14 protein-coding genes are annotated in these 20,659 nt (G+C 71.1%); 9 read left to right on the top strand and 5 right to left on the bottom strand.

Annotation, left to right across the window (positions count from 1 at the left end; all coding sequences use genetic code 11):
* The first annotated feature begins 76 nt into the window (after window positions 1–76).
* A complete protein-coding gene (locus ACWCSV_RS11720; RefSeq protein ID WP_451140995.1) occupies window positions 77–1,576 on the top strand; it encodes an MFS transporter in 1,500 nt (499 codons plus the stop codon).
* A 134-nt stretch (window positions 1,577–1,710) separates the two neighbouring features.
* On the opposite strand, the gene ACWCSV_RS11725 is transcribed toward ACWCSV_RS11720, so the two are convergent.
* From ACWCSV_RS11725 to ACWCSV_RS11735, 3 genes are all read right to left on the bottom strand, one after another.
* Entirely contained in the window at window positions 1,711–5,559 is a 3,849-nt protein-coding gene (locus ACWCSV_RS11725; RefSeq protein ID WP_451140997.1) for a GH92 family glycosyl hydrolase, read from the bottom strand.
* 487 nt (window positions 5,560–6,046) lie between these two features.
* On the bottom strand, window positions 6,047–6,244 hold the full coding sequence (locus tag ACWCSV_RS11730) for a DUF4236 domain-containing protein (protein ID WP_451140999.1): 198 nt from the start codon (window positions 6,242–6,244) through the stop codon (window positions 6,047–6,049).
* 146 nt (window positions 6,245–6,390) lie between these two features.
* Entirely contained in the window at window positions 6,391–7,098 is a 708-nt protein-coding gene (locus ACWCSV_RS11735; protein ID WP_451141001.1) for a DUF2470 domain-containing protein, read from the bottom strand.
* Window positions 7,099–7,568: 470 nt separating this feature from the next.
* Between ACWCSV_RS11735 and ACWCSV_RS11740 the strand changes: the two genes are divergently transcribed.
* The 6 genes from ACWCSV_RS11740 to ACWCSV_RS11765 are packed head-to-tail and all read left to right on the top strand — an operon-like array spanning window position 7,569 to window position 13,872.
* Entirely contained in the window at window positions 7,569–8,414 is an 846-nt protein-coding gene (locus tag ACWCSV_RS11740; RefSeq protein WP_451141173.1) for an STAS domain-containing protein, read from the top strand.
* Window positions 8,411–8,788: an STAS domain-containing protein gene (locus ACWCSV_RS11745; RefSeq protein ID WP_266714805.1), complete on the top strand. Its 378-nt coding sequence runs from the start codon at window positions 8,411–8,413 to the stop codon at window positions 8,786–8,788. Before ACWCSV_RS11740 ends, ACWCSV_RS11745 begins: the two co-directional genes overlap by 4 nt.
* Entirely contained in the window at window positions 8,785–9,210 is a 426-nt protein-coding gene (locus tag ACWCSV_RS11750; protein WP_451141003.1) for an anti-sigma regulatory factor, read from the top strand. Before ACWCSV_RS11745 ends, ACWCSV_RS11750 begins: the two co-directional genes overlap by 4 nt.
* Complete coding sequence (locus ACWCSV_RS11755) at window positions 9,198–10,418, top strand: ATP-binding SpoIIE family protein phosphatase (protein WP_451141005.1); 1,221 nt, start codon at window positions 9,198–9,200, stop codon at window positions 10,416–10,418. Before ACWCSV_RS11750 ends, ACWCSV_RS11755 begins: the two co-directional genes overlap by 13 nt.
* On the top strand, window positions 10,412–12,226 hold the full coding sequence (locus tag ACWCSV_RS11760; RefSeq protein WP_451141007.1) for a hybrid sensor histidine kinase/response regulator: 1,815 nt from the start codon (window positions 10,412–10,414) through the stop codon (window positions 12,224–12,226). Before ACWCSV_RS11755 ends, ACWCSV_RS11760 begins: the two co-directional genes overlap by 7 nt.
* On the top strand, window positions 12,223–13,872 hold the full coding sequence (locus ACWCSV_RS11765; RefSeq protein WP_451141009.1) for a SpoIIE family protein phosphatase: 1,650 nt from the start codon (window positions 12,223–12,225) through the stop codon (window positions 13,870–13,872). The genes ACWCSV_RS11760 and ACWCSV_RS11765 overlap by 4 nt, the downstream gene beginning before the upstream one ends.
* 328 nt (window positions 13,873–14,200) lie before the next feature.
* Here ACWCSV_RS11765 and ACWCSV_RS11770 read toward each other — a convergent pair whose 3' ends face one another.
* A complete protein-coding gene (locus ACWCSV_RS11770; protein ID WP_451141011.1) occupies window positions 14,201–15,559 on the bottom strand; it encodes a globin domain-containing protein in 1,359 nt (452 codons plus the stop codon).
* A gap of 251 nt (window positions 15,560–15,810) precedes the next feature.
* Between ACWCSV_RS11770 and ACWCSV_RS11775 the strand changes: the two genes are divergently transcribed.
* A complete protein-coding gene (locus ACWCSV_RS11775; RefSeq protein WP_451141013.1) occupies window positions 15,811–16,542 on the top strand; it encodes a response regulator in 732 nt (243 codons plus the stop codon).
* 29 nt (window positions 16,543–16,571) lie between these two features.
* On the opposite strand, the gene ACWCSV_RS11780 is transcribed toward ACWCSV_RS11775, so the two are convergent.
* On the bottom strand, window positions 16,572–18,233 hold the full coding sequence (locus tag ACWCSV_RS11780) for a sensor histidine kinase (RefSeq protein WP_451141175.1): 1,662 nt from the start codon (window positions 18,231–18,233) through the stop codon (window positions 16,572–16,574).
* 549 nt (window positions 18,234–18,782) lie between these two features.
* Between ACWCSV_RS11780 and ctaD the strand changes: the two genes are divergently transcribed.
* Window positions 18,783–20,603 (top strand): aa3-type cytochrome oxidase subunit I, encoded by a 1,821-nt coding sequence (gene ctaD, locus ACWCSV_RS11785; RefSeq protein ID WP_451141015.1) that lies wholly within the window; start codon window positions 18,783–18,785, stop codon window positions 20,601–20,603.
* The last annotated feature ends 56 nt before the right edge of the window (window positions 20,604–20,659 follow it).

Raw genomic sequence — 20,659 nt, forward strand, 5'->3', positions numbered from 1 at the left:
GCGCGGCCGCTTTTGACAACCTACCGCCCTCACTTTACCTTCATGGTGGAATTACTTCACCATGGAGGTATCTGGCATGGGCAATCCCCCCACCACCCCCGACGGGACGGCCGGGCCCTACCGGTGGCGATGGCTGATCCTGGTGGCGATGCTCGTCGCGGAGATCATGGACCTCCTCGACGCCTCGATCGTCAACGTCGCCGGACCGGACCTGGAGAGGTCCCTCGGGGCCGGCTCCGTCGGCCTGCAATGGGTGATCGGCGGCTACGCCCTCACCCTGGGCGCCGGGCTGATCCTCGGCGGGCGGCTCGGTGACCGCTACGGCCGGCGCCGGATGTTCCTGATCGGCCTGACCGCCTTCACCGCGAGCTCGCTGCTGTGCGCCGTCGCGCCGGACATCGAGTCGCTGATCACCTTCCGCCTGCTGCAGGGCGCCGCCGGGGCCATGCTCCTGCCCCAGGGCCTGGGCCTGCTGCGGGAGAACTTCTCCGGCTCCGAGCTCACCAAGGTCTTCGGGATCTTCGGCCCGGTCCTGGGCCTGGGCGGCATCATCGGCCCCGTCCTCGGCGGCTTCCTCATCGAGGGCGACTTCTTCGGCCTGGGCTGGCGGGCGGTCTTCCTGGTCAACCTGCCCATCGGCCTCGCGGCACTGATCGTCGCCGCGAAGTTCGTACCGAAGAAGGCGGGCGATCGCACCGTACGCGTCAACATGGCCGGCGCGGCCCTCGTGGCGGCGTCCTGTGCCCTGCTCGTCCTGCCGCTGAACCAGGGCCAGGAGAACGGCTGGCCCCTGTGGACCTGGCTGTCCATGGCCGCCGCGGCGGTCGGGTTCGCCCTGTTCACCGTGGAGCAGCGCCGGGCGGCGGCCGGGGGCCGCGAACCACTGGTGGCCCCGGGGCTGCTGCGCAAGCCCGCCTTCACCGTCGGACTCGGTGGCATCGCCCTGTTCTTCGGTGGGCTGGTCGGCACCCAGCTCGTGCTGACGCTCTACCTCCAGATCGGCCGGAACTTCACCGCGGGGGAGGCGGGACTGGGCAACCTGCCGCTCGCGGTGGGCACCGCGATCGGCGGTGCAGTCAGCGGCGCGTTCCTCGCCGACAGGATCGGCCGCAGGGTGCTGCAGATCGGACCGGTCGTCCAGCTCGCCGGCGCGGCGCTGCTGTGGTTCGAACTCGACGGTCTCGACGCGGCGTCGTTCTCCATCTGGGACATCGCCCCCGGTGTGGCGGTGGCGGGTGTCGGCGCCGGAATGGTGATCGCCGCCCTGTTCAGCTTCGTGCTCGCCGCGGTCGACGACGACGAGATCGGATCCGCCTCCGGCGTGCTGTCGGCGGTCCAGGCGGTCGGCGGCTCCATCGGGGTCGCGGTCTTCGGATCGGTGTTCTTCGACCGCGCCGGGACCGGCGACTTCACCGCCGGCTTCCACCACGCGTTGATCGTCCAGGCAGGCCTGCTGGCGGCCTTCTTCGCGATCACCTTCCTGCTGCCCGCGAAGGGGCGCCCCGAGGACGAGCAGCACGGCATCGCCCCCGAGGCGCACGCCGAGAACACCGACGCGCCACGCCTCGGCGTCTGACACGCGCCCGGCCCGCCCCCGCGAGGACGCGAAAACCGGCGGCCGGCATCCCGGGTTCGGGATGCCGGCCGCCGGCGTGCGCCCAAGGCTGTCGTGCGCGGGTCCGCGGGCCGCCGCCCACGGACCCGCCCGGCTCAGGAGATCAGTTCGATCTCGGAGAGGGTCGACGTGCCGTCCAGCACCAGGCGGTAGTGCTGGTAGTCGCCCGGCCGGGTCACCGAGAAGACCCGGGTCTGCTGTCCGTAGGCGAAGGTCTGGCCGGACCGCTTGTCGAGGTCCTTCCAGGTCTTGCCGTCCGAGGAGCCCTGGAGCACCCAGCCCTTCGGGGCCGCGCCGGTCTTCGCCGACGTCAGGGTGTACTGGGCGGCCTTCGTCGCCTTGGCGACCGGCAGTTCGACCGTGCCGGTGGCCTCGGCCGACGTGGCGGAGGTGTCGTCGAACAGTGCGCCGGCACCCTTCAGCACGTCCTGCTTCGGCGCGGGCACCTTGTCGTCCTTGGTGAGGGAGACCGGCGCGGCGTTCTTGCCGGTGCCCCACGAGGAGGGCTTGGACCCCATGTCGAAGTCGAGCACGCCACCCTTGGCGAGGAGGTCGCTCGGCAGGCTCGTGGAGGTCCACTTCTTGCCGTTGACCTTCAGGCCCTGGATGTAGATGTTCTTCGTGCTGTTCTTCGGAGCCTTCACCGTGAGGGTGCGGCCGTTCTCCAGGTGCACGGTGGCCTTGGTGAAGAGCGGCGAACCGATCGCGTACTCACCACTGCCCATGACCAGCGGGTAGAAGCCGAGGGAGGAGAAGAGGAACCAGCCGGACTGCTCGCCGTTGTCCTCGTCGCCGTGGTAACCCTGGCCGATCTCGCTGCCCCCGTACAGGCGGCCCAGGACCTCGCGGACCTTCTCCTGCGTCTTGGACGGCTGACCCGCGGCGTCGTACATGTAGGTCACGTGGTGCGCGACCTGGTTGCTGTGGCCGTACTGGCCCATGCGCACGTCACGCGCCTCGGTCATCTCGTGGATGACGCCGCCGTACGAGCCGGTGAACTCCTGGCCGGCGGTCTCCGGGGTGGAGAAGTACGAGTCGAGCTTCTGGGCGAGACCGTCCTGGCCGCCGTACAGGTTGGCGAGGCCGCGGGTGTCCTGGACCGCGGTGAAGGCGTAGCCCCAGCCGTCGGTCTCCGTGTAGTCGTTGCCCCAGATCCGCGGGTCGTAGTCCGCGGACGGCACGCGCCAGCTGCCGTCGGCGTTCTTGCCCTGGAAGAAGCCCGCGTCACCGTCGAAGAGCTTCACGTAGTTCTGCGCCCGGTTGAGGAAGTACTCGGACTCCTCCTGGTAGCGCTTGTTCTTCGTCTTCGCGTAGAGCGCCTTGCCCATCTGGCCGATGCCGTAGTCGTTGAGGTAGCCCTCCAGCGACCAGGAGAGACCCTCGTGCGTCGACGTGTTGGCGTAACCGGTGAAGACCGAGGTCTCCATCCCCTTGCGGCCGACGCCCGAGGACGGCGGGGCGACGGTGGCGTTCTTCACGGCCGCGTCGTACGCCGCTTCCGCGTCGAAGTCCACGCCCTTGACGTACGCGTCCGCGAACGCCACGTCCGAGCTGGTACCGGTCATCAGGTCCGAGTAACCCGGGGACGACCAGCGGGAGATCCAGCCGCCGTCCTTGTACTGCTGCACGAACCCGTCCACCATCTCGCCGGCCTTCTTCGGCGTCAGGAAGGAGTACGCGGGCCACGTGGTGCGGTAGGTGTCCCAGAAACCGTTGTTGACGTACACCTTGCCCTTGACGAGCTTCGCGCCGGTGTTCGTCGCGGTGTCCGTACCGGTCTTGGAAACGAACGGGCTGGCGTACGTGCTCACGCCCTTGACCTGCTCGAAGCCGGAGTTCGGGTACAGGTACAGCCGGTACATGCTGGAGTACAGCGTGGTCAGCTGGTCCTCGGTGGCACCCTCGACCTCGACCTTGCCCAGGATGTCGTCCCAGGCGCGCTGGGCCTTCTTCTGGACCTGCTCGAAGGAGGTCGACGCCGGGATCTCCTGGGCGAGGTTGCTCTTCGCCTGGTCGACGCTGATCAGCGAGGTGGCGAGACGGAGCCCGACCTGCTTGTCCTTGCCCGCGTCGAACCGGAAGTACCCGGTCACGTTGTCACCACCGCCACCGGTGAGCTTGCCGCTCGCGGTGACCTTGGAGTCGAAGACGCCGTACACGAACAGGCGGGTGGCGCCCGTGGAGCCGCCGCTCTTCACGTCGGAGTAGCCGGTGAAGGAGCTGGTGGCCGGGTCCAGCGTCAGCCCGCCCAGGTTGTTGACGTTGTCGAACACGATGCTCGCGTCCGCACCGGGGTACGTGAACCGCATGCGGGCCGCGTGGTCGGTCGGCGTCATCTCGGCCCTGAGGCCGTTCTCGAACTTCACGCCGTAGTACTGCGGCGTCGCCGTCTCGTTCTCGTGACGGAACGGCAGCGCACGGGCGGTCCGCGACGCGTCCGGGGTACCGGAGGCGACGGACGGCATCAGCTGGAACGTCTGCCGGTCACCCATCCACGGGCTCGGCTCGTGGCTGGCGCTGAACGCCTGGAGGGTGGGCAGGTTGTCCGCGTTGTTGCCGCGCGCGTAGTCGTAGATCCAGTCCGTGGAACCGGCGTTGGTGACCGGGGTCCAGAAGTTGAAGCCCTCCGGCACAGCGGTCGCCGGAATGTTGTTGCCGCGCGAGAAGCTGCCGCTGGAGTTCGTGCCGCGGGTCGTCAGCGCGTAGTCAGACAGGTGCGCCTTGGGCTTCGCGGGAGCCTTCGGGGCGATCGATATGTCGTCCAGCCAGCCCTGGAACTGCGAGGGACCGCTGTTCGAGTCGTACGCCACCAGGATCCGGTCGATGGTCTTGCCCGCGGCCACCGTGCCGATGTCCGAGGCGACCTTGTTCCACTGGTTGACGTACAGCCGCTTGGCGTCCGCCTGGCCCTGCGGGGTCAGCGCGCCGCCGTTGGTGTCGGTCGCACCCAGCTTGCTCAGGTAGGTGCCGTCGGTGAAGGCGAGGTCCACCGAGACGTGCGTGGCCGGGTAGGCCAGGTCCGTCTTCGTCATCTGCGGGTAGACCAGGTACGACAGCTGGGTCGTCCGGGTCACCGGCGTGTTGACGTCGAAGACCTTGTTGTACGAGTACGCGCGGCCCTTGTCCTTGTGGGTACCCGCGTAACGCAGCGCCTTGGTGCCGGTGAAGCCCGCACCCGACTTCGCCGTCGGCGAGCCGGACGGACCCTTGTCCACGATGGTGCGCATCTCGTCCGGCACCGGGGCGGAGGTGTTGCCGTCCGAGAACTGGACGTCGGCGAGCTGGATCGCGTCCGAGGCACCGTGGTTCTTGGTGAACTCCAGGCGGAAGTGCTGGTACGCGGCCGGCTCGGCGATGTCGAACGAGCGGGTCTGGAGACGCTCGCCGAAGGTCTCACCGGTACGTGTGTCGAGCGTCGTCCACGTCTTGCCGTCGGCCGACCCCTTGAGGACCCAGTCCTGCGGGTCGCGCTCGTCGTGGTCGTTGGCGGACGTCAGCGCGTACGTCGTCACCTTCGTGGCCTCGCTGAGGTCGAACTCGACCCAGCCGGTGGGCTTGAAGCCCAGCCACTTGGTGGCGGAGGAGACGTCGACCAGGTTCTCCTTGACCTCGCCGCCGCCCGCGTTCTCATCGCTGGCGCGAACATCCGTCACCCGGTCGGTGACGTTGCCCGGGATGCCGCCGGAGAACCCGCCGTCGACGCCCTGCGAGAGGTCCTTGCCGTCCGGGCCGGTCTCCACGGTGCTGCGCCAGTCGGGCTGCTTCTGGTCGGCCTCGAAGGACGAGCTGAACGTCTGGTTGCCCGAGGATCCGTGGGAGCCGTTCTGCGGCACGGCGGCGAGTGAGGGGCTCGCTCCGGCCAGTACGAGGGCCGCTGCGAGCGCCGCGACGCTGTGTCTCCGACGCGAACCCGCGTGGAAACGAAGATCAAGTGGGGGCTGCATACCGAGCCATTCCTCCCCGGAGATGGTTGGACAACGTTGTCAAAGTGGGATGCGGAGACCAGTAGGGAGGTAAATGGTGCTGTGTGTCAAGGGTGTTACAGGAGAGTCGCGTGGCGAATCGGCGGCATTCGGGACAACTCGGCGTGCGATCCGGAGTCCTGGGCACCGCATCGCCGCGCGGGACTTCGGCCCGGCGGTCGGAGGGGTGGCCGGGGGATGCCGTACGGGGCCGGTGCTGGGTGGTGTGGCGCGCGCCGCGGTCGGTGCGCCGCCCGCTGACGCACCGACGGCCCGGCGGCGTGGGGAGCGGGAGCCGGTCCGGTGCGGGGATATGGCGAGGGCCGGGGCGCGAGCGGCTTCGATGCGTTGCTTGCGCGAAGAGCGAACCCCGTCCACACCTGCGGCGGGCACCTCGCGAGCGCTCGTGCGCGCGCACGGAAACGGGGACCCGGCGATGAGCCGGATCCCCGTTTCCGCGCGGTTGTGGTCAGCCCCGGTGCGCCTGCCGGGTCTTGCGCCAGCCGAAGGGGCCGGGCAGGTTCATGGACGTGGTGCGGCGTCCGGTGCTGCTCCTGGTGCGCTTCGGGCCGTGCTTGCCGCCCGTGGTGACGGACCACGAGTGGCGGTTGATGTTGAGACGCACGCCGGGCAGGATCTGGAAACTCTTCCGAAAAGTGAGCGGCATCGCTGTCTCCTTCTGTCAGGAGTCCGGGGTACTCCTCTGCGTGACATCCGGATAACCCGATCCGGGAGATGTACACCTCGCGCAGATATGACGGGTCGTCAGTTTTATTTCGCTACCGACGGGTTGGCTTCGGGACGGCAGCCCTGTCAGGTGAGCAGCGGGCCGAGGTGGGACGCGCGGCGGGCGGCGGAGAGCAGCGCGTGGATCTGGGGGCCGGCCTGTTCGAGGCCGGTGATCGGGGTGGCGAACGGCAGCCGCTCGTCCTGGTGGCCGCCGGGAAACTCCAGCCGCAGCGTCATGCCGTAGCGGTCCAGTGCCAGCGGGACCGCGCGGAGCATCCCGCGCTTGGGGCGGGGGCGTACCAGCCGCACCAGGAGGGGGATCAACTCCTGGTGGCTGTCAACGAGATGCATCAGCATCCCCGCCTCGCTGGTGGCGGTCGGGTCGAGCGGCGCCTCTTCGAGCTCCTCCATCGTCACGAAGTGCCGGTCCCCGTCGTATTCCAGGACGGCCTGCCCGAACTCCACGCAGGCCGACTCGGGGGACTCGTCGTCGTAGGGGGCGTCCATGAGGCCGGTGAGGGTGACCCGGGCCCGCAACCGGTCGCGCACGGACGTGGGGGCGACGTCGGTGAGCTCCAGGCGTACGGGGAAGCGCGGAGCCGAAGGGGAGAGGGTGCCGTCGTCCGGGGCGTGCAGATGGACGGCCCCCATGGCGCCGCCGTCCTCGTCGCGCCGGTGGACCTCGTGGTGTCTGCCGTCGCTCACCACCGTCATCGACCGGGCGGCCCGGAGGACGGACCGCACGCGCTCGGCGGGGGTCGGCCGGGTGGGGTGGCTGCTGTGAGTGCGCATACCGGAGCTCCAGGGCGGTGGGTTCGAGCGGACGTAAACTTAGGTATGCCTAACCTAATCACACGGGGTGCCGCCGTGGTTGCCTCGGCACCGTTTCGTCGCCCGGCACTCGGACTCCCCATGTGAAGGACCGTGGCTGGTTATGGAGGATTGGAGGCGGTGATCGCGGGGCAGGCGGGGTCTGCGCGGTGGGGCGGGAGCCAGTGCCGCGCGAAGGCTGAGCCGGCCCCGCAAGGGAGGGGCCGGTGGGGCACGACCTCCCGGGCCTCCGGGTGCGTGCCCCGTGCATGTTTCCCGTCGGGTCCCGAACGGGCGGAGGGTGGTTCGAACCTCTGTCGGGCGGTATTCGTACGGGCCAGTACCATGTGGCATTTGTCGCAAGCCGGGTGACGCCCGGAGCGGCGAAACGATGGCTTACGCTGCGAAGAACGTCCCGTATCCACGGGACGCAACTGGAGGGGATCGCCGTGGTGGCGGAACAAGACATATCGGCGAGGGTCGTCACGCTTCTCACCGGGCAGCGTGAATCGCTTGAGGCCGCCTGGGTGGAGTCGGTCTCGCGCACGCTGCGGGGGCGCGTCTCCCTGGCCGAGCTGGACCGTGAACTGCGCGAGCTGTACACCGCTCTGGTGGAGGCGATGCGCGTGGGAGGCCTGGACGCGCACGCCGAGGAGTTCGCCGAGGTCCGCGCGCTCCTGGGCGAGCTGTCGCGCAACCGTGCCCGCCAGGGGTTCACCCCGACGGAGACGGCGACCAGCGTTTTCGCCTGCAAGGAGCTCCTCGCGCCGACCGTGGACACGTCGGCCGCCGACATCCACGCCTACCTGCGGTTCGGCAAGCTCCTGGACGCCCTCGGCCTGTACACGATCGAGGTCTACTCCAAGGCGCGCGAGGAGATCATCAGCGCCCAGTCCGAACAGCTGATGGAACTCTCCACCCCGGTCGTGAAGCTGTGGGACGGCGTGGTCGCCGTTCCGCTCGTGGGCACGCTCGACTCGGCTCGCACCCAGGTGGTGATGGAGAAGCTGCTGCAGACACTCGTCGACACCGGCTCCGACCAGGCCATCATCGACATCACCGGTGTCCCCGCGGTGGACACCGAGGTCGCCCAGCACCTGCTCAAGACGGTGGTCGCCGCCCGGCTCATGGGCGCGGAGTGCACCATCTCCGGCATCCGCCCGCAGATCGCCCAGACCATCGTGGCGCTGGGCATCCAGTTCGGCGACATCGTCACCAAGGCGACGCTCGCGGACGCGCTGAAGCACGCGCTGCGCCGTGCCGACAACGGCCTCACCACTTCGGGCGGCCGGGCGTGAGCGAGCGCGTACCCGTACTGAAGATCGGTGAGGTCCTCCTGGTGTCCATCCAGGTGGACCTGGAGGACCAGACCGTTCTCGATCTGCAGGACGACCTCGCCGCCCGTATCGTCGCCACGGGTGCGAGCGGTGTCGTCATCGACATCACCGCGGTGGAGATCGTCGACTCCTTCGTGGGCAGGATGCTCGCCACCACGGCGGCCATCTCGCGGATGCTCGACGCGGAGACCGTGGTCGTGGGCATGCGGCCCGCCGTCGCCATCACCCTGGTCGAACTGGGCCTGTCCCTCGGCGGGGTGCGTACCGCCCTGACCCTGGAGAAGGGGCTGGACATCCTGGCCCGGTCGGACCACCGCCGTCCGGCACGGCCGTGAGCGGGCTCCCGTCCGTTCCGGAGGGCGAGCACGAGACGGTCCCGGTCGTGTCGAACGACGACGTGGTCCGCGCCCGCCAACTCGTGCGCACCCTCGCCCAGCGCTGCAAGCTGTCGCTGGTCGACCAGACGAAGCTGGTCACCGCGGCCAGCGAGCTCGCCCGCAACACCCTGGTGTACGGCGGTGGCGGAGTCATGCGCACCGGCCTGGTCAGCCGCAACGGCCGCCTCGGCGTGACCGCCGTCTTCGAGGACTCCGGGCCGGGCATTCCCGACCTGGACCTCGCCCTGACCGACGGATGGACCTCCGGCGGCGGACTCGGCCTCGGCCTCAGCGGAGCACGCCGGCTGGTGGACGACTTCACCCTGGACACCGAGGTCGGCCGCGGCACCCAGATCGCGGTGACCAAATGGGCACGCTGACCCTGCCGATGCTGGACTCGCAGGACATCGCCTGGTTCCGCGACACCCACTCCCTGCCGGCCGCCGCGAGAGGAGCCGCGTCCGCCCTGGCGCGGCGCCTCGGCTTCGACGAGCAGCGGTGCGCCGAGGTCGCCCTGGCGGTGAGCGAGGCGGCCACCAACCTGGACAGGCACGCGGTGGACGGCACCCTGCTGCTGCGCGCGGTACGTACGGCGAACGACGCGGGCGTCGAAATCGTCACGATCGACGCGGGCCCGGGCATGGCCGACGTGAGCCATTCGCTGACCGACGGCGTGTCCTCGGCCGGCACGCTCGGCATCGGACTCGGCGCGATCACACGCCTCGCCGACACCCTGGACATCCACTCCGTGCCGGGGCGCGGAACCGTGCTGGCCGCCCGCTTCTGGACGAAGGACGCTGCGCGCCGGACCGCGGCCGCGGGTGAGCCCGTCGTCGCCGGGCTCACACGGCCCATCACCGGCGAAGAAGCGTGCGGGGACGCCTGGGCGGCCCGGCCCGTCGGAGCCCGTGCACCGGAGCCGCGGCCCGCACGGCGTACCGCCGGACGGCAAGTGCCCGACCCCCTGGACTGGTCCGCGCTGACCGGATTCGGCAGGTCCCGCACCGACGCCCCGACCCTGTCCGTGGTGCCACACGCGCCGGAGAAGGGAGAGCCGGGGAGCGATCCGTCGTCGGACGATCCCGCGCTGCTGGTCATGTTCTGCGACGGCCTCGGCCACGGGCCACTGGCCGGCCGTGCGGCCGACGCCGCCGTCACCGCCTTCAGGGACGGCCGGGCACAGTCCCCGGACGGCGTGATCCGGGAGATCCACACGGCGCTGCGCGGCGGACGCGGGGGAGCGGTCGCCGTCGTGCGCATCGAACCCGGTGCGCGCACCGTGTCCTTCTGCGGGGTGGGGAACGTCAGTACCTTCGTCGTCGACCCGGCCACGAACACCCGCCGCTCCCTGCTGTCCGCGCCCGGCATCGTCGGCCACCAGCTGCCGACCCTGCGAACGGTCAGCCAGGAGCTGCCCCGCGGCAGTGGCGTGATCATGCACTCCGACGGGCTGACCGAGCGCTGGCAGCCGGCGTCCCTGCCCGGTCTGCTGGCGCACTCGCCGCTCGTCGCAGCGGCCCAGCTGCTGCGCGAGGCCGGAGTACGCCGCGACGACGCCGGAGTAGCGGTCGCGAAGGGGGCATGGTGACGCCTCCGATCACCGGAGGATCCGCTCCTCTGGCCACCATCACGCTCGCCACCGAGCAGGACATCTTCGTGCTCCGGCGCAGCGGCAAGGCGGTCGCCGAAGCCCTGGGGGTCGAACGGCAGGACCAGATACGCCTCGCCACCGCCCTCAGCGAGCTGGGCCGGGACGTCCTCGGCTCGTCCGGACTCAGGGTCACGTTCGGAACGGTGCCGGGGGCGTCCCCGGTGCTGCGGGTCGCCGTCCTCTGGCAGGACGGATCGGGCCCGGGGCGCGAGTCGATCGAGGCCGCCTCCCGGCTCGTACCGACCCAGCACGACCCGGTGGGACGGGCCGTGACGATCGAACAGCAGCTCTCGGCCGCCGCCACCACCCCCGACAGCCTCCGGCGGGCCCAGCACGTTCTCAGCGCGCACCGGGGATCGACGGAGCTGGAGGACGCCCGCGCGCAGACCATCGACCTGATCGCCGCTCTGGAGGAGTCGCGGGCCCAGCGTGAGGAACTCCGCCGCCTCAACGAAGAGCTGGAGGAGACCAACCGGGGGGTGGTGGCCCTCTACTCCGAACTGTCGGAGGAACTGGAGGAGACCAACCGCGGAGTGGTGGCCCTCTACGCCGAACTGGAGGAGAAGTCGAGTCAGCTGCGCGACGCGAGCGAGGCGAAGACCCGGTTCTGGGCCAACGTCAGCCACGAACTGCGCGCCCCGGTCAACTCCGTGGTGGGCCTGGCCCGACTGCTCCTCGACATCGACGGGGAGAGCCTCGACGAGGAGCAGCGCAGGCGGATCTCGATGATCTCGGCCTCCGGTGCCACCCTCCTCGCCCTCGTCGACGAGCTGCTCGACGTCGCCAAGGCCGAATCCGGACGTCTGGAACCCCACTGGGAGCCTGTCGACCTGCGTGCCGCCCTCGGCCAACTGCACGGCACCCTGCGGGGGTACGCGACCGGGGAAGGCGTCACGCTCTCCGTGGCCGAGCCCTGCCCGGGCGCCACCCTCGTCAGCGACGAGGTCATGCTCACCCGCATCCTGCGCAACCTGCTGACCAACGCGCTGAAGTTCACCGAGGAGGGAACCGTCCGGCTCGACGTGGCGGCCGGGAACGGCGAACGCGGCGCGGAGGTCGTCTTCACCGTGACCGACACCGGCGTCGGCATCCCGCCGGAGGAACAGCACCAGGTGTTCGAGGAGTTCTACCAGGTCCGCGGAGCGCACCAGCGCGGCCGCTCCGGGACCGGTCTCGGCCTGCCCTACGCGCGGCGCCTCACCGAACTCCTCGGCGGCAGCCTCGTCCTCGTCAGCACGCCGGGACAGGGTACCGAGGTCACCGTACGGCTTCCCGCCGCTCCGCCCGGAGGCGATCCCGCGCACGCCGAGCACCTCACCCCCGCACAGCTGGCGCTCCTCGTCACCGTCGACGACGACGAGGTCTTCCGCAGCACTCTGCGCCCCGTACTCGCGCGACTCGCCGACCGGGTCGTCGAGGTGGGCGAAGGCGGCCGGGCGGCCGACACGATCCGCCGGGAACACCCCGACGCGGTCCTGCTCGACCTGCACATGCCCGACATGGACGGCTACGACGTACTGGCGGAACTCGCGGGCGACAGCGACCTGTCCGGCATCCCGGTGATCGTCATCACCTCGGCCGCCGACGAGACGCTGGACCACGAACGCCTGACCCACGCACGGGCCGTCCTCGACAAGTCCACGCTGGACCTTCCCCGGCTGGCCGAGGCGTTCGGGACCTACCCGGGGCAGACCCGGACCCCGGACGAATCCCCCCGCGGGGCCGAAGAAGGCGGCACGAGATGAGCCCCCACCCGCACGCGGACAGCGCGGTCGCCACGGTCATGGTTCTCGACGACAACGACACCAATCGTTACATCGTGGGAAGTTGGCTGCGCCGCGCCGGGCACACGGTCGTGGAGGCCGCCGACGGTGCCGAAGGCCTCGCGCTGCTCGCGAAGTCTCCCGAAGCGCTGCTGCCCGAACTCGCGATCGTCGACGTGAAACTGCCGGACATGAGCGGATTCGAGGTGTGCGAGCAGATCAAGGCCGAGCCCCGGACCGCCCATCTGCCCGTCATCCACGTCTCCGCCACGGCGATCGAGGTGAGCGACCGCACCCAGGGACTGCACCGGGGCGCCGACGCCTACCTCACCGAACCGATCGCCCCGGACGAACTCCTGGCGACCGTCACCGCCGCCCTCCGGTACGCCCGCGCCCGCCGCCGCGCCGAACGGCTCGCGACCCGGGTCGCCGCGCTGAACAGCAGCACCCTCGCCGTGTACGCGGCACGGGACGGCGAGGCCTTCACCCACGCGGCGGCGGCCGGAGCCGCCGCGCTGATGTACTCGCCCGCCGTGGCCGTCGCCCTCAGCCCCGACGGCCAGACCGTCTACCTGGCGCCGCGACAGGCCGGCCGTTCCCGGGACACCGGAGAACCGCCGGCCGCCCTCGCGCACGGCGACCCCCGCCTGCTGGACTTCCTGTCGGAGAAGGCACTCGGCGACGCCACCGGCACGGAGATCGCCGTCCTGTCGGGCGCCGAGTGGAGGGAAGTGGCCTGCCGGGACGGGAACAGCCACGCCGACGTCTTCCCCGACCGGGTGGCACTGGTCCTCGCCCGTACCAAGCGGGGCCGTCCGCCGGTCGCGCTCGCCGTCGACGCCGCGACACTCGTCGGCGCCGACGACCGCGAGCTGCTCTCCCAGCTGGCCCAGGCGTGCGCGCTGGCCCTGGAGGCGCTGCGCAGCCACAGCGAGGAGCACGCCCTCGTGCTGGCGCTGCAGCGCACGTTCCTGCCCGACCGGCTGCCCGACGTGCCTGGCGTGGACATGGCCGTCCGCTACGAACCGGCCGCCGACCTCGCGGAGATCGGCGGCGACTTCTACGAGGCCATCGAGACCCCCGCCGGGCTGCTCCTGGCCATCGGCGACGTGGCCGGACACTCGCTCAAGGCCGCCATGATCATGGGCGAGGTACGCCACGCCCTGCGCGCGTACGCCATCGAGGGCCACGATCCGCAGACCCTGCTCACCCGGCTGGACGCCCTGCTCGTCCGCCTGAGACCGTCCATCACCGTCACCGTCTGCCTGGTACTGGTGGAGCCGGGCGGCCGACGAGTGCACATCGCCAACGCGGGCCACATCCCGCCCCTGTTGCGACACCCCGACGGCTCCACCCGGTATCTCACCGAGCACGGTCCGCTGCTCGGACTCAGCCTTCCGCACGCACCCGCCGTACCCCATGAGGTGCCCGCGGGTTCGACGCTGCTGTTGCTGACGGACGGGCTGATCGAAGTCCCGGGCGAGGACCTGGACGACAGCATGGCCGCCCTCGACCGCACCCTCGCCGCCGCCCCGCCCCAGCTGGAAGAGCTCTGCGACACGCTGCTCGACACCTTCGGCAAGGGCAAGACGGACGACATCGCCATCCTGGCGGCCCGGATCGGCTGAGCGGTCCCGGCACCGCCGCCGGCCCGTACGCACCGCCGCGGGCACTGGCCGGGACCGGACCCGCACGGACCCGGGTCGGCGTGCCGAACCGAGGGCTGCGCTCACTCCCCGCACGGTTTCGGCACACCGCTGCCGGAGCAGCGCCCTCCCGCTGGGGGACCGGACGGGACGACCGCTCGTACGACCCGTCCCGCTGGTGGCGACGGCACTCACCCGCTGTTCACCGACGAGACCGACGTGTCCCTGACGGAGCGGCACCCCCATGGCGAGAACTGCTCATCCGACGCCCTCGCCACCATGACCGCGACCCGCCGCCTCGCATCGGCGGCTACCGGGGTCCGGCCCCAGGCGTACGTCCGGACAACCCGCCGGCCTCGGCGATCCCCGGCCCGTCCCGGTGGATGCGCTCCGCCGGCACTCCGGCGGCCGTCAGCGCATCCACGACGGACCGTTCCCGCCGGGTCCCGGACGCCGCGTCCCCTCGGCGTCCGGTCTCCAACGCCATGAAGACACGCAGATGTCCGGCGGCCCCCGGGCGGGCCGGCAGGACACCGTCCAGGGCCCTCGGCGGGGCCCCGGCCGTCCACTCGCCCGCGTCGGCAGGGATGACGGTCAGCCACGGCCACCTCCGCCGGAACGTCTCCAGCCACGCCATGTCGTGGAAGTCGTTGTCCGTCCTCGCGTCCCCGGGTGGTGCCGCCGCCTCCAGCAGCAGTCGTACCCGGGGCGCGGCCACCGGCACCGTCGCGAGCTGCTGGAGCAGCGCCTTCATCGGCGCCCATCCCGTGCCGGAGGCGACGAGCAGGAGTTCACCGGAGTGCGCGCCGTCGGGCAGCGTCAGCGCGCCCCGGGGCGCGCCGATCCGGACGGTGTCCCCGCTCCGCGCTCCGTGGACCAGAGCGTCGCCGACCCCACCCGCGCCCCGGGCCCGCACGTGGAACTCCAGTTCACCGTCCGGGTGCGGAGCACGTGCCAGGTAGTACGGCCGCCACGCCTGCTCCAGCAGAGGCGTCTCCAGCGAGGCGTACTGACCGGCGCGGAAGACGTAGGGCTGCTGCGGACGCACCCGCAGGACCGCGAGACCGGGCGCGCGGAGTTCGTGGGCGGTCACGGTCGCGTCCCAGCTGGCGAGTTCCGCGACCGCCTCGTTCTCCCCCCTGACCATCGACGAGACCGCCAGCCCCAGCATCCGCAGCCACGCGCCCTCCGCGGGAGCGCTCCACCGCGCGCCTGCCCGTGCGCGCAGCGCTTCGACGAGGGCCGCTTCGAACGCCGCGAAGTGCGCCGGCCGCACCCCGAGCTTGCGGTGGTCGCGCCCCAGTTGTGTGAAGTAGCCGGTCACCGCATCGGGCCGGTGCAGTTCGCCGATCAGGAAACGGAAGGCGCCCGCCAGATGGGCCTGCTGGAACGCCATCGACTCGGGAAAGAGCGAGCGCAGGTACGGATGACGGTCGAAGAGCACCTGGTACAGCCCGGTGATCAACTCCTCCAACGGGCCCACGACCCCGAGCGACGCCGCGATCAACGACTGGTCGGCCGCCGCGTCGTGACCGCCGTACACCTGCGGCGGGTCCGCCCTGCGGGGCCTGGCCCCGTCACGGGCCGGCTCCAGGATGTGCCGGCGCAGCCGCATCGCGTCGTGGCGCGCCAGGAGGGCGTGATAGCTCTCGCTCGGGGTGTTGTTCACGGGGGTCTGCTCCTCGGGACAGCAGGGCGGGGACCTGCGCGGAGACGTCCGACGGGCTGCCCACCGGACGGGCGGCGCCAGTATGGCACCGGGGCCCCGCCGCTGAACGGCCCAGGCCACAGGGCCTTTCGGCCCCTTTCGCCCGGCACCGCGACATGCCTCGACACCCCCTCGCGCACTCGTCCGGCGGCAGGCACATACTGGTGCGCGTCCACTCGGACACCACCCGCCCCCGACCGATCGAGCATGGTGTGAACGACGATCCCGAACATTCCCGGCCGAGCGGCTCCTCGCCGGAGCCCACTCTCCCGGTCCGCGTGTTCGTCCTCGACGACCACGAGGTCGTGCGACGCGGCGTACGCGACCTCCTGGAGGCCGACGGCGGCATCGAGGTCGTCGGTGAGGCCGGGGACGCCCGGGAGGCGCTGGCCCGGGTGCCCGCGGCCAGACCGCAGGTCGCGGTGCTGGACGTGCGGCTCGGCGACGACCCCGGCGGCGACCACGCCGGTATCGAGGTCTGCCGCGAACTTCGGGCCCGGATGCCCGGACTCGCCTGTCTGATGCTGACCTCGTTCGACGACGACGAGGCGTTGTTCGACGCCATCATGGCGGGCGCGGCCGGCTACGTGCTGAAGCAGATCAACGGTGCCGGCCTGGTCTCGGCGGTCCACACCGTCGCGTCCGGCACCTCCATGCTCGACCCCCGGACAACGGCCCGGGTGATGGCGCGGCTACGGGGGACCTCGCAGCCCCCCGCCGTGGAGACCGAGCCGTCCGAACTCGACAGGCTCACACCGCGGGAACGGCAGATCCTCGATCTCATCGGTGAGGGGCTCACCAACCGTGAGATAGCGGAAAGGCTCTTCCTGGCGGAGAAGACCGTGAAGAACCGCATCTCCGCGATCCTCGCCAAACTGGGGGTCGGCCGCCGCATCCAGGCCGCGATGCTCGCCGGCCGCATCCGGGAGCGCGGCGAGCGGTAGGCGGATCACGGCCGGCCCGGTGCGCGGTCTCAGCGGAGCGGGACGCTCCAGCTGATCCGGGTGCCGCCCGCGGCCGGCTGCCCGACCGTCAGCGTGCCGCCGCACAGTTCCGCCCGGGTCCGCATGTTGGCCAGCCCGCCGCCACCCGGCTGTCCCTCGGCGGCAGGGGCGCCCAGGCCGGTGCCGTCGTCCGTGACGGTGAGCGTCACCGCCTCGTCGGCGGTCAGCACGATGTCGATACGACTCGCCCGGGCATGCCGGGACGCGTTGGACACCGCCTCCGCCGCGACGGCCGCCACATGCTCCGCCACATCGTCGGGGACCGCGGTGTCGACCGGCCCGTCGATGCGTACCGACGGGCGGAAACCGAGCACGCGGGCGGCCGTGAGGGCCGTCTCCGAGATGCGCCGCCGCAGCCCGTTGCGGCCCGAGCCGTCCGCCGTCCGCAGATCGAAGATGGTGGACCGGACGATCCGGATCGTGGTGTCCAGGTCGTCCACCGCACGCCGCACGCGTTCGGCCGCCTCCGGGCGGTCGGCGATGGCCCGGGTGGTGCTCTGCAGGGTCATCCCGGTCGCGAACAGCCGCTGGATCGCCAGGTCGTGCAGATCGCGGGCGATCCGGTCCCGGTCGTGCATGACCGCGAGCTCCTCGGACTCCGCCCGCCCGCGGGCCAGTTCCAGCGCGATCGCCGCCTGATCGGCGAAGCCGGACACCAACTCCACCTCGGACTCGTCGAACGGCGGCCGGCCGACGGGACGCCCCAGCCGCAGCGCGCCCATGGCCCCGTCGTCCACCCGGAGCGGGACCGCCACCACCGGCCCCAGACCTTCGTCGGCGCCGTCGCCGAACGGATGGGCCCGGGGATCGGTACGGACGTCCGCGCAGTGCACCGGAGTTCCGGTGCGCGCGGCGAGCCCCGTCAACGATCCGAACGCCGGGACGGACAGCCCCCGCGCCCGCTCGGCGTCCCGTCCGTGCGCGACGGCCACCGCCAGGCGCGCCGCGTCCGCGGGCGCCGGCTGCCGCCCCGCCCGCGCGGCTGCGCCCGACCGCGGGGCGGGCAGCAGAATCGCCGCACGGTCCGCGTCCGCGACCTCCATCGCCCGCTCGGCGACCAGATGCAGCACCTCGTCGGCGTCCGTCCCCGAGAGCAGGGCACGGGTGATCTCGCCCAAGGCCTCCAGCCGCCGCTCACGCCGACGGCTCTCCTCGTACAACCGGGCGTTGTCGATGGCGACCCCGGCAGCGATGGAGAGGGTGGTCAGCACCGCTTCGTCGTCGGCGTCGAAGCTCCTCCCATGCCGCTTCTCGGTGAGGTACAGGTTGCCGAACACCTCGTCACGCACCCGCACGGGGACGCCGAGGAAGCTGTGCATCGGCGGATGGTCAGGAGGGAAACCGAAGCTGCTGGGATGGCTGCCGAGGTCGTCGAGGCGCAGCGGTCGCGGATGCCGGATGAGCTCGCCGAGAAGGCCGCGCCCGCACGGCGTCCGCCCGATCCGGGCGGTGAGCTCGGGCTCCATGCCGACGGTCAGGAACTCCTGCAGCGTCTCCCCGTCCCCGACGATGCCGAGTGCCCCGTACTCCGCGTCCGTCAACGACACGGCGGCCTCCACGATGCCGCGCAGCACCTCGGGGAGTTCGAGTCCCCGGCCCAGGCCCATCACGGCGTCGAGCAGCCCGTGCATCCGGTCCGGACGGCTGGGCTGCGGCCAGGTGCCGGAGTGACCTCCGGCGGGGTCGGAAGCTACGCCCGGGGCGGGCGGGGCGGGAGCGGGGGACGAGCGCGACACCGGGCATACGGGATCTGTCATGGGGTGCCGCTCTCTCCATCCGGGTGCCGCCGGGTGGCGGTCCGCCACGCCGGCGGCCTGGCCGGTCCGCCGCAGCCCGCCAGTCTACGCACCCGCCCGCCCGCGCCCTCTGCCGTCCGCGCCTCGGCCCCGTCCGCGCCTCGGCCCGTCCGCGCCTCGGCCCGGTCCGGCTCGTTCCCCGGCCCGTACAGGGCCGGTCGGCCCTGTACGCCGGCCGGTCGGCCCTCCGGGAGGTGCCCTGCCGGCCGGGTCGTCAGGTGCCGCCCGGCCCCTGGGGACCGACACCGATCGCGGAGAGCATGATCCCGGCCGGAAAGGCCCGCTCCCGTCCCCCGCGTGACCGCGGACCTTTCCGGCCCCCGCTCCGGCCCGCCCGGGGCGGGTGGGCCGCACGGAGTACCGAGAGCTGGAGGACACGGTCCGGTGGACGCACGGGAATCGCAGGGCGGGCAGACCGCACCCGAACCGGGCAGGCACCTGCCCGCCGGAACCGGCCCGCTCGGCCCTTCGGGCGACGCTTCCGACTCGCACGGACCGGACGCCGCCTCCGGCCCCTCCGTCCGGCGCGGCACATCCGGCCCGCACTCCGGCAGCACGACTTCGCCGTCCCACCCGTCCGGCGGCCGTCCCTCCCGCGGACGGCTCGTCGTGTCCTGGCTGACCACGACCGACCACAAACAGATCGGCACGCTCTACCTCGTCACCGCGTTCGCCTTCTTCGTGGTCGGTGGCGCGATGGCGCTGCTGATGCGCGCGGAGCTGGCCCGTCCCGGCACGCAGATCATGTCCAACGAGCAGTTCGACCAGGCGTTCACGATGCACGGTTCGATCATGCTGCTGCTCTTCGCCATGCCGCTGTTCACCGGGTTCGCCAACTGGCTGATGCCCTTGCAGATCGGCGCGCCGGACGTGGCCTTTCCCCGTCTGAACATGCTGGCCTACTGGCTGTTCCTCTTCGGCTCGCTCATCGCCGCCGGAGGCTTCCTCACTCCTCAGGGAGCCGCGGACTTCGGCTGGTTCGCCTACGCCCCGCTGTCCGACGCCGTGCACTCGCCGGGCGTCGGAGCCGACATGTGGATCATGGGCGTGGCGCTGTCCGGCTTCGGCTCGATCCTCGGCGCGGTCAACTTCATCACCACCATCATCTGCATGCGGGCACCGGGAATGACGATGTTCCGCATGCCGATCTTCACCTGGAACGTGCTGCTGACCGCGCTGCTCGTCCTCCTGGTCTTCCCGGTCCTCGCCGCCGCCCTGCTCGCCCTGGAAACGGACCGGAAGTTCGGCTCCCACGTCTTCGACGCCGCCAACGGCGGGGCCCTGCTGTGGCAGCACCTCTTCTGGTTCTTCGGCCATCCGGAGGTCTACGTCCTCGCGCTGCCGTTCTTCGGCATCATCTCGGAGGTCGTGCCGGTCTTCTCCCGCAAGCCGATGTTCGGCTACATCGGCCTGGTCGCCGCCACGGTTTCCATCGCCGGACTGTCCGTCACCGTCTGGGCCCACCACATGTACGTCACCGGCGGAGTGCTGCTCCCCTTCTTCGCCTTCATGACGTTCCTGATCGCGGTGCCGACCGGGGTGAAGTTCTTCAACTGGATCGGCACGATGTGGAAGGGCTCGTTGTCGTTCGAGACGCCGATGCTCTGGGCGACCGGATTTCTCGTGACCTTCCTCTTCGGCGGTCTGACCGGCGTCATCCTGGCGTCACCCCCGCTGGACTTCCACGTCTCGGACTCGTACTTCGTGGTCGCGCACTTCCACTACACGCTCTTCGGGACCGTGGTGTACGCGATGTTCGCCGGATTCCATTTCTGGTGGCCCAAGTTCACCGGAAGAATGCTCGACGAACGTCTCGGGAAAGTCACCTTCTGGGTGCTGACGACCGGCTTCCACCTGACGTTCCTCGTCCAGCACTGGCTGGGTGCCGAGGGCATGCCACGCCGGTACGCGGACTACCTGGCAGCAGACGGATTCACCATGCTCAACACCCTCTCCACCATCGGGTCGTTCCTGCTCGGTCTGTCCTTCCTCCCCTTCCTCCACAACGTCTGGAAGACCTCCCAGTACGGCGAGCGGGTGACCGTCGACGACCCCTGGGGATTCGGCCGTTCGCTGGAGTGGGCCACGTCCTGCCCGCCTCCCCGGCACAACTTCGTGTCCCTGCCCCGAATCCGCAGCGAGAGCCCGGCTTTCGACCTGCACCACCCGGAGATCGCGGCACTCGACCACGCGCGGACGCACTGAACCGGAGTGCTTCCCTGCGGCAGAGGTCCGGCGGACCGTGCCGCCGGGCCCGAACG

It is taken from the genome of Streptomyces sp. NPDC001770 (assembly GCF_053596135.1).

Excerpts from the sequence above, each read along its gene's own strand:
- ACWCSV_RS11760 (WP_451141007.1), top strand. The coding sequence starts at position 10,412 with ATGGTGACGCCTCCGATCACCGGAGGATCCGCTCCTCTGGCCACCATC.
- ACWCSV_RS11735 (WP_451141001.1), bottom strand. The coding sequence starts at position 7,098 with ATGCGCACTCACAGCAGCCACCCCACCCGGCCGACCCCCGCCGAGCGC.
- ACWCSV_RS11780 (WP_451141175.1), bottom strand. The coding sequence starts at position 18,233 with ATGCACGGGCTGCTCGACGCCGTGATGGGCCTGGGCCGGGGACTCGAA.
- ACWCSV_RS11755 (WP_451141005.1), top strand. The coding sequence starts at position 9,198 with ATGGGCACGCTGACCCTGCCGATGCTGGACTCGCAGGACATCGCCTGG.
- ACWCSV_RS11730 (WP_451140999.1), bottom strand. The coding sequence starts at position 6,244 with ATGCCGCTCACTTTTCGGAAGAGTTTCCAGATCCTGCCCGGCGTGCGT.
- ACWCSV_RS11720 (WP_451140995.1), top strand. The coding sequence starts at position 77 with ATGGGCAATCCCCCCACCACCCCCGACGGGACGGCCGGGCCCTACCGG.
- ACWCSV_RS11765 (WP_451141009.1), top strand. The coding sequence starts at position 12,223 with ATGAGCCCCCACCCGCACGCGGACAGCGCGGTCGCCACGGTCATGGTT.
- ACWCSV_RS11725 (WP_451140997.1), bottom strand. The coding sequence starts at position 5,559 with ATGCAGCCCCCACTTGATCTTCGTTTCCACGCGGGTTCGCGTCGGAGA.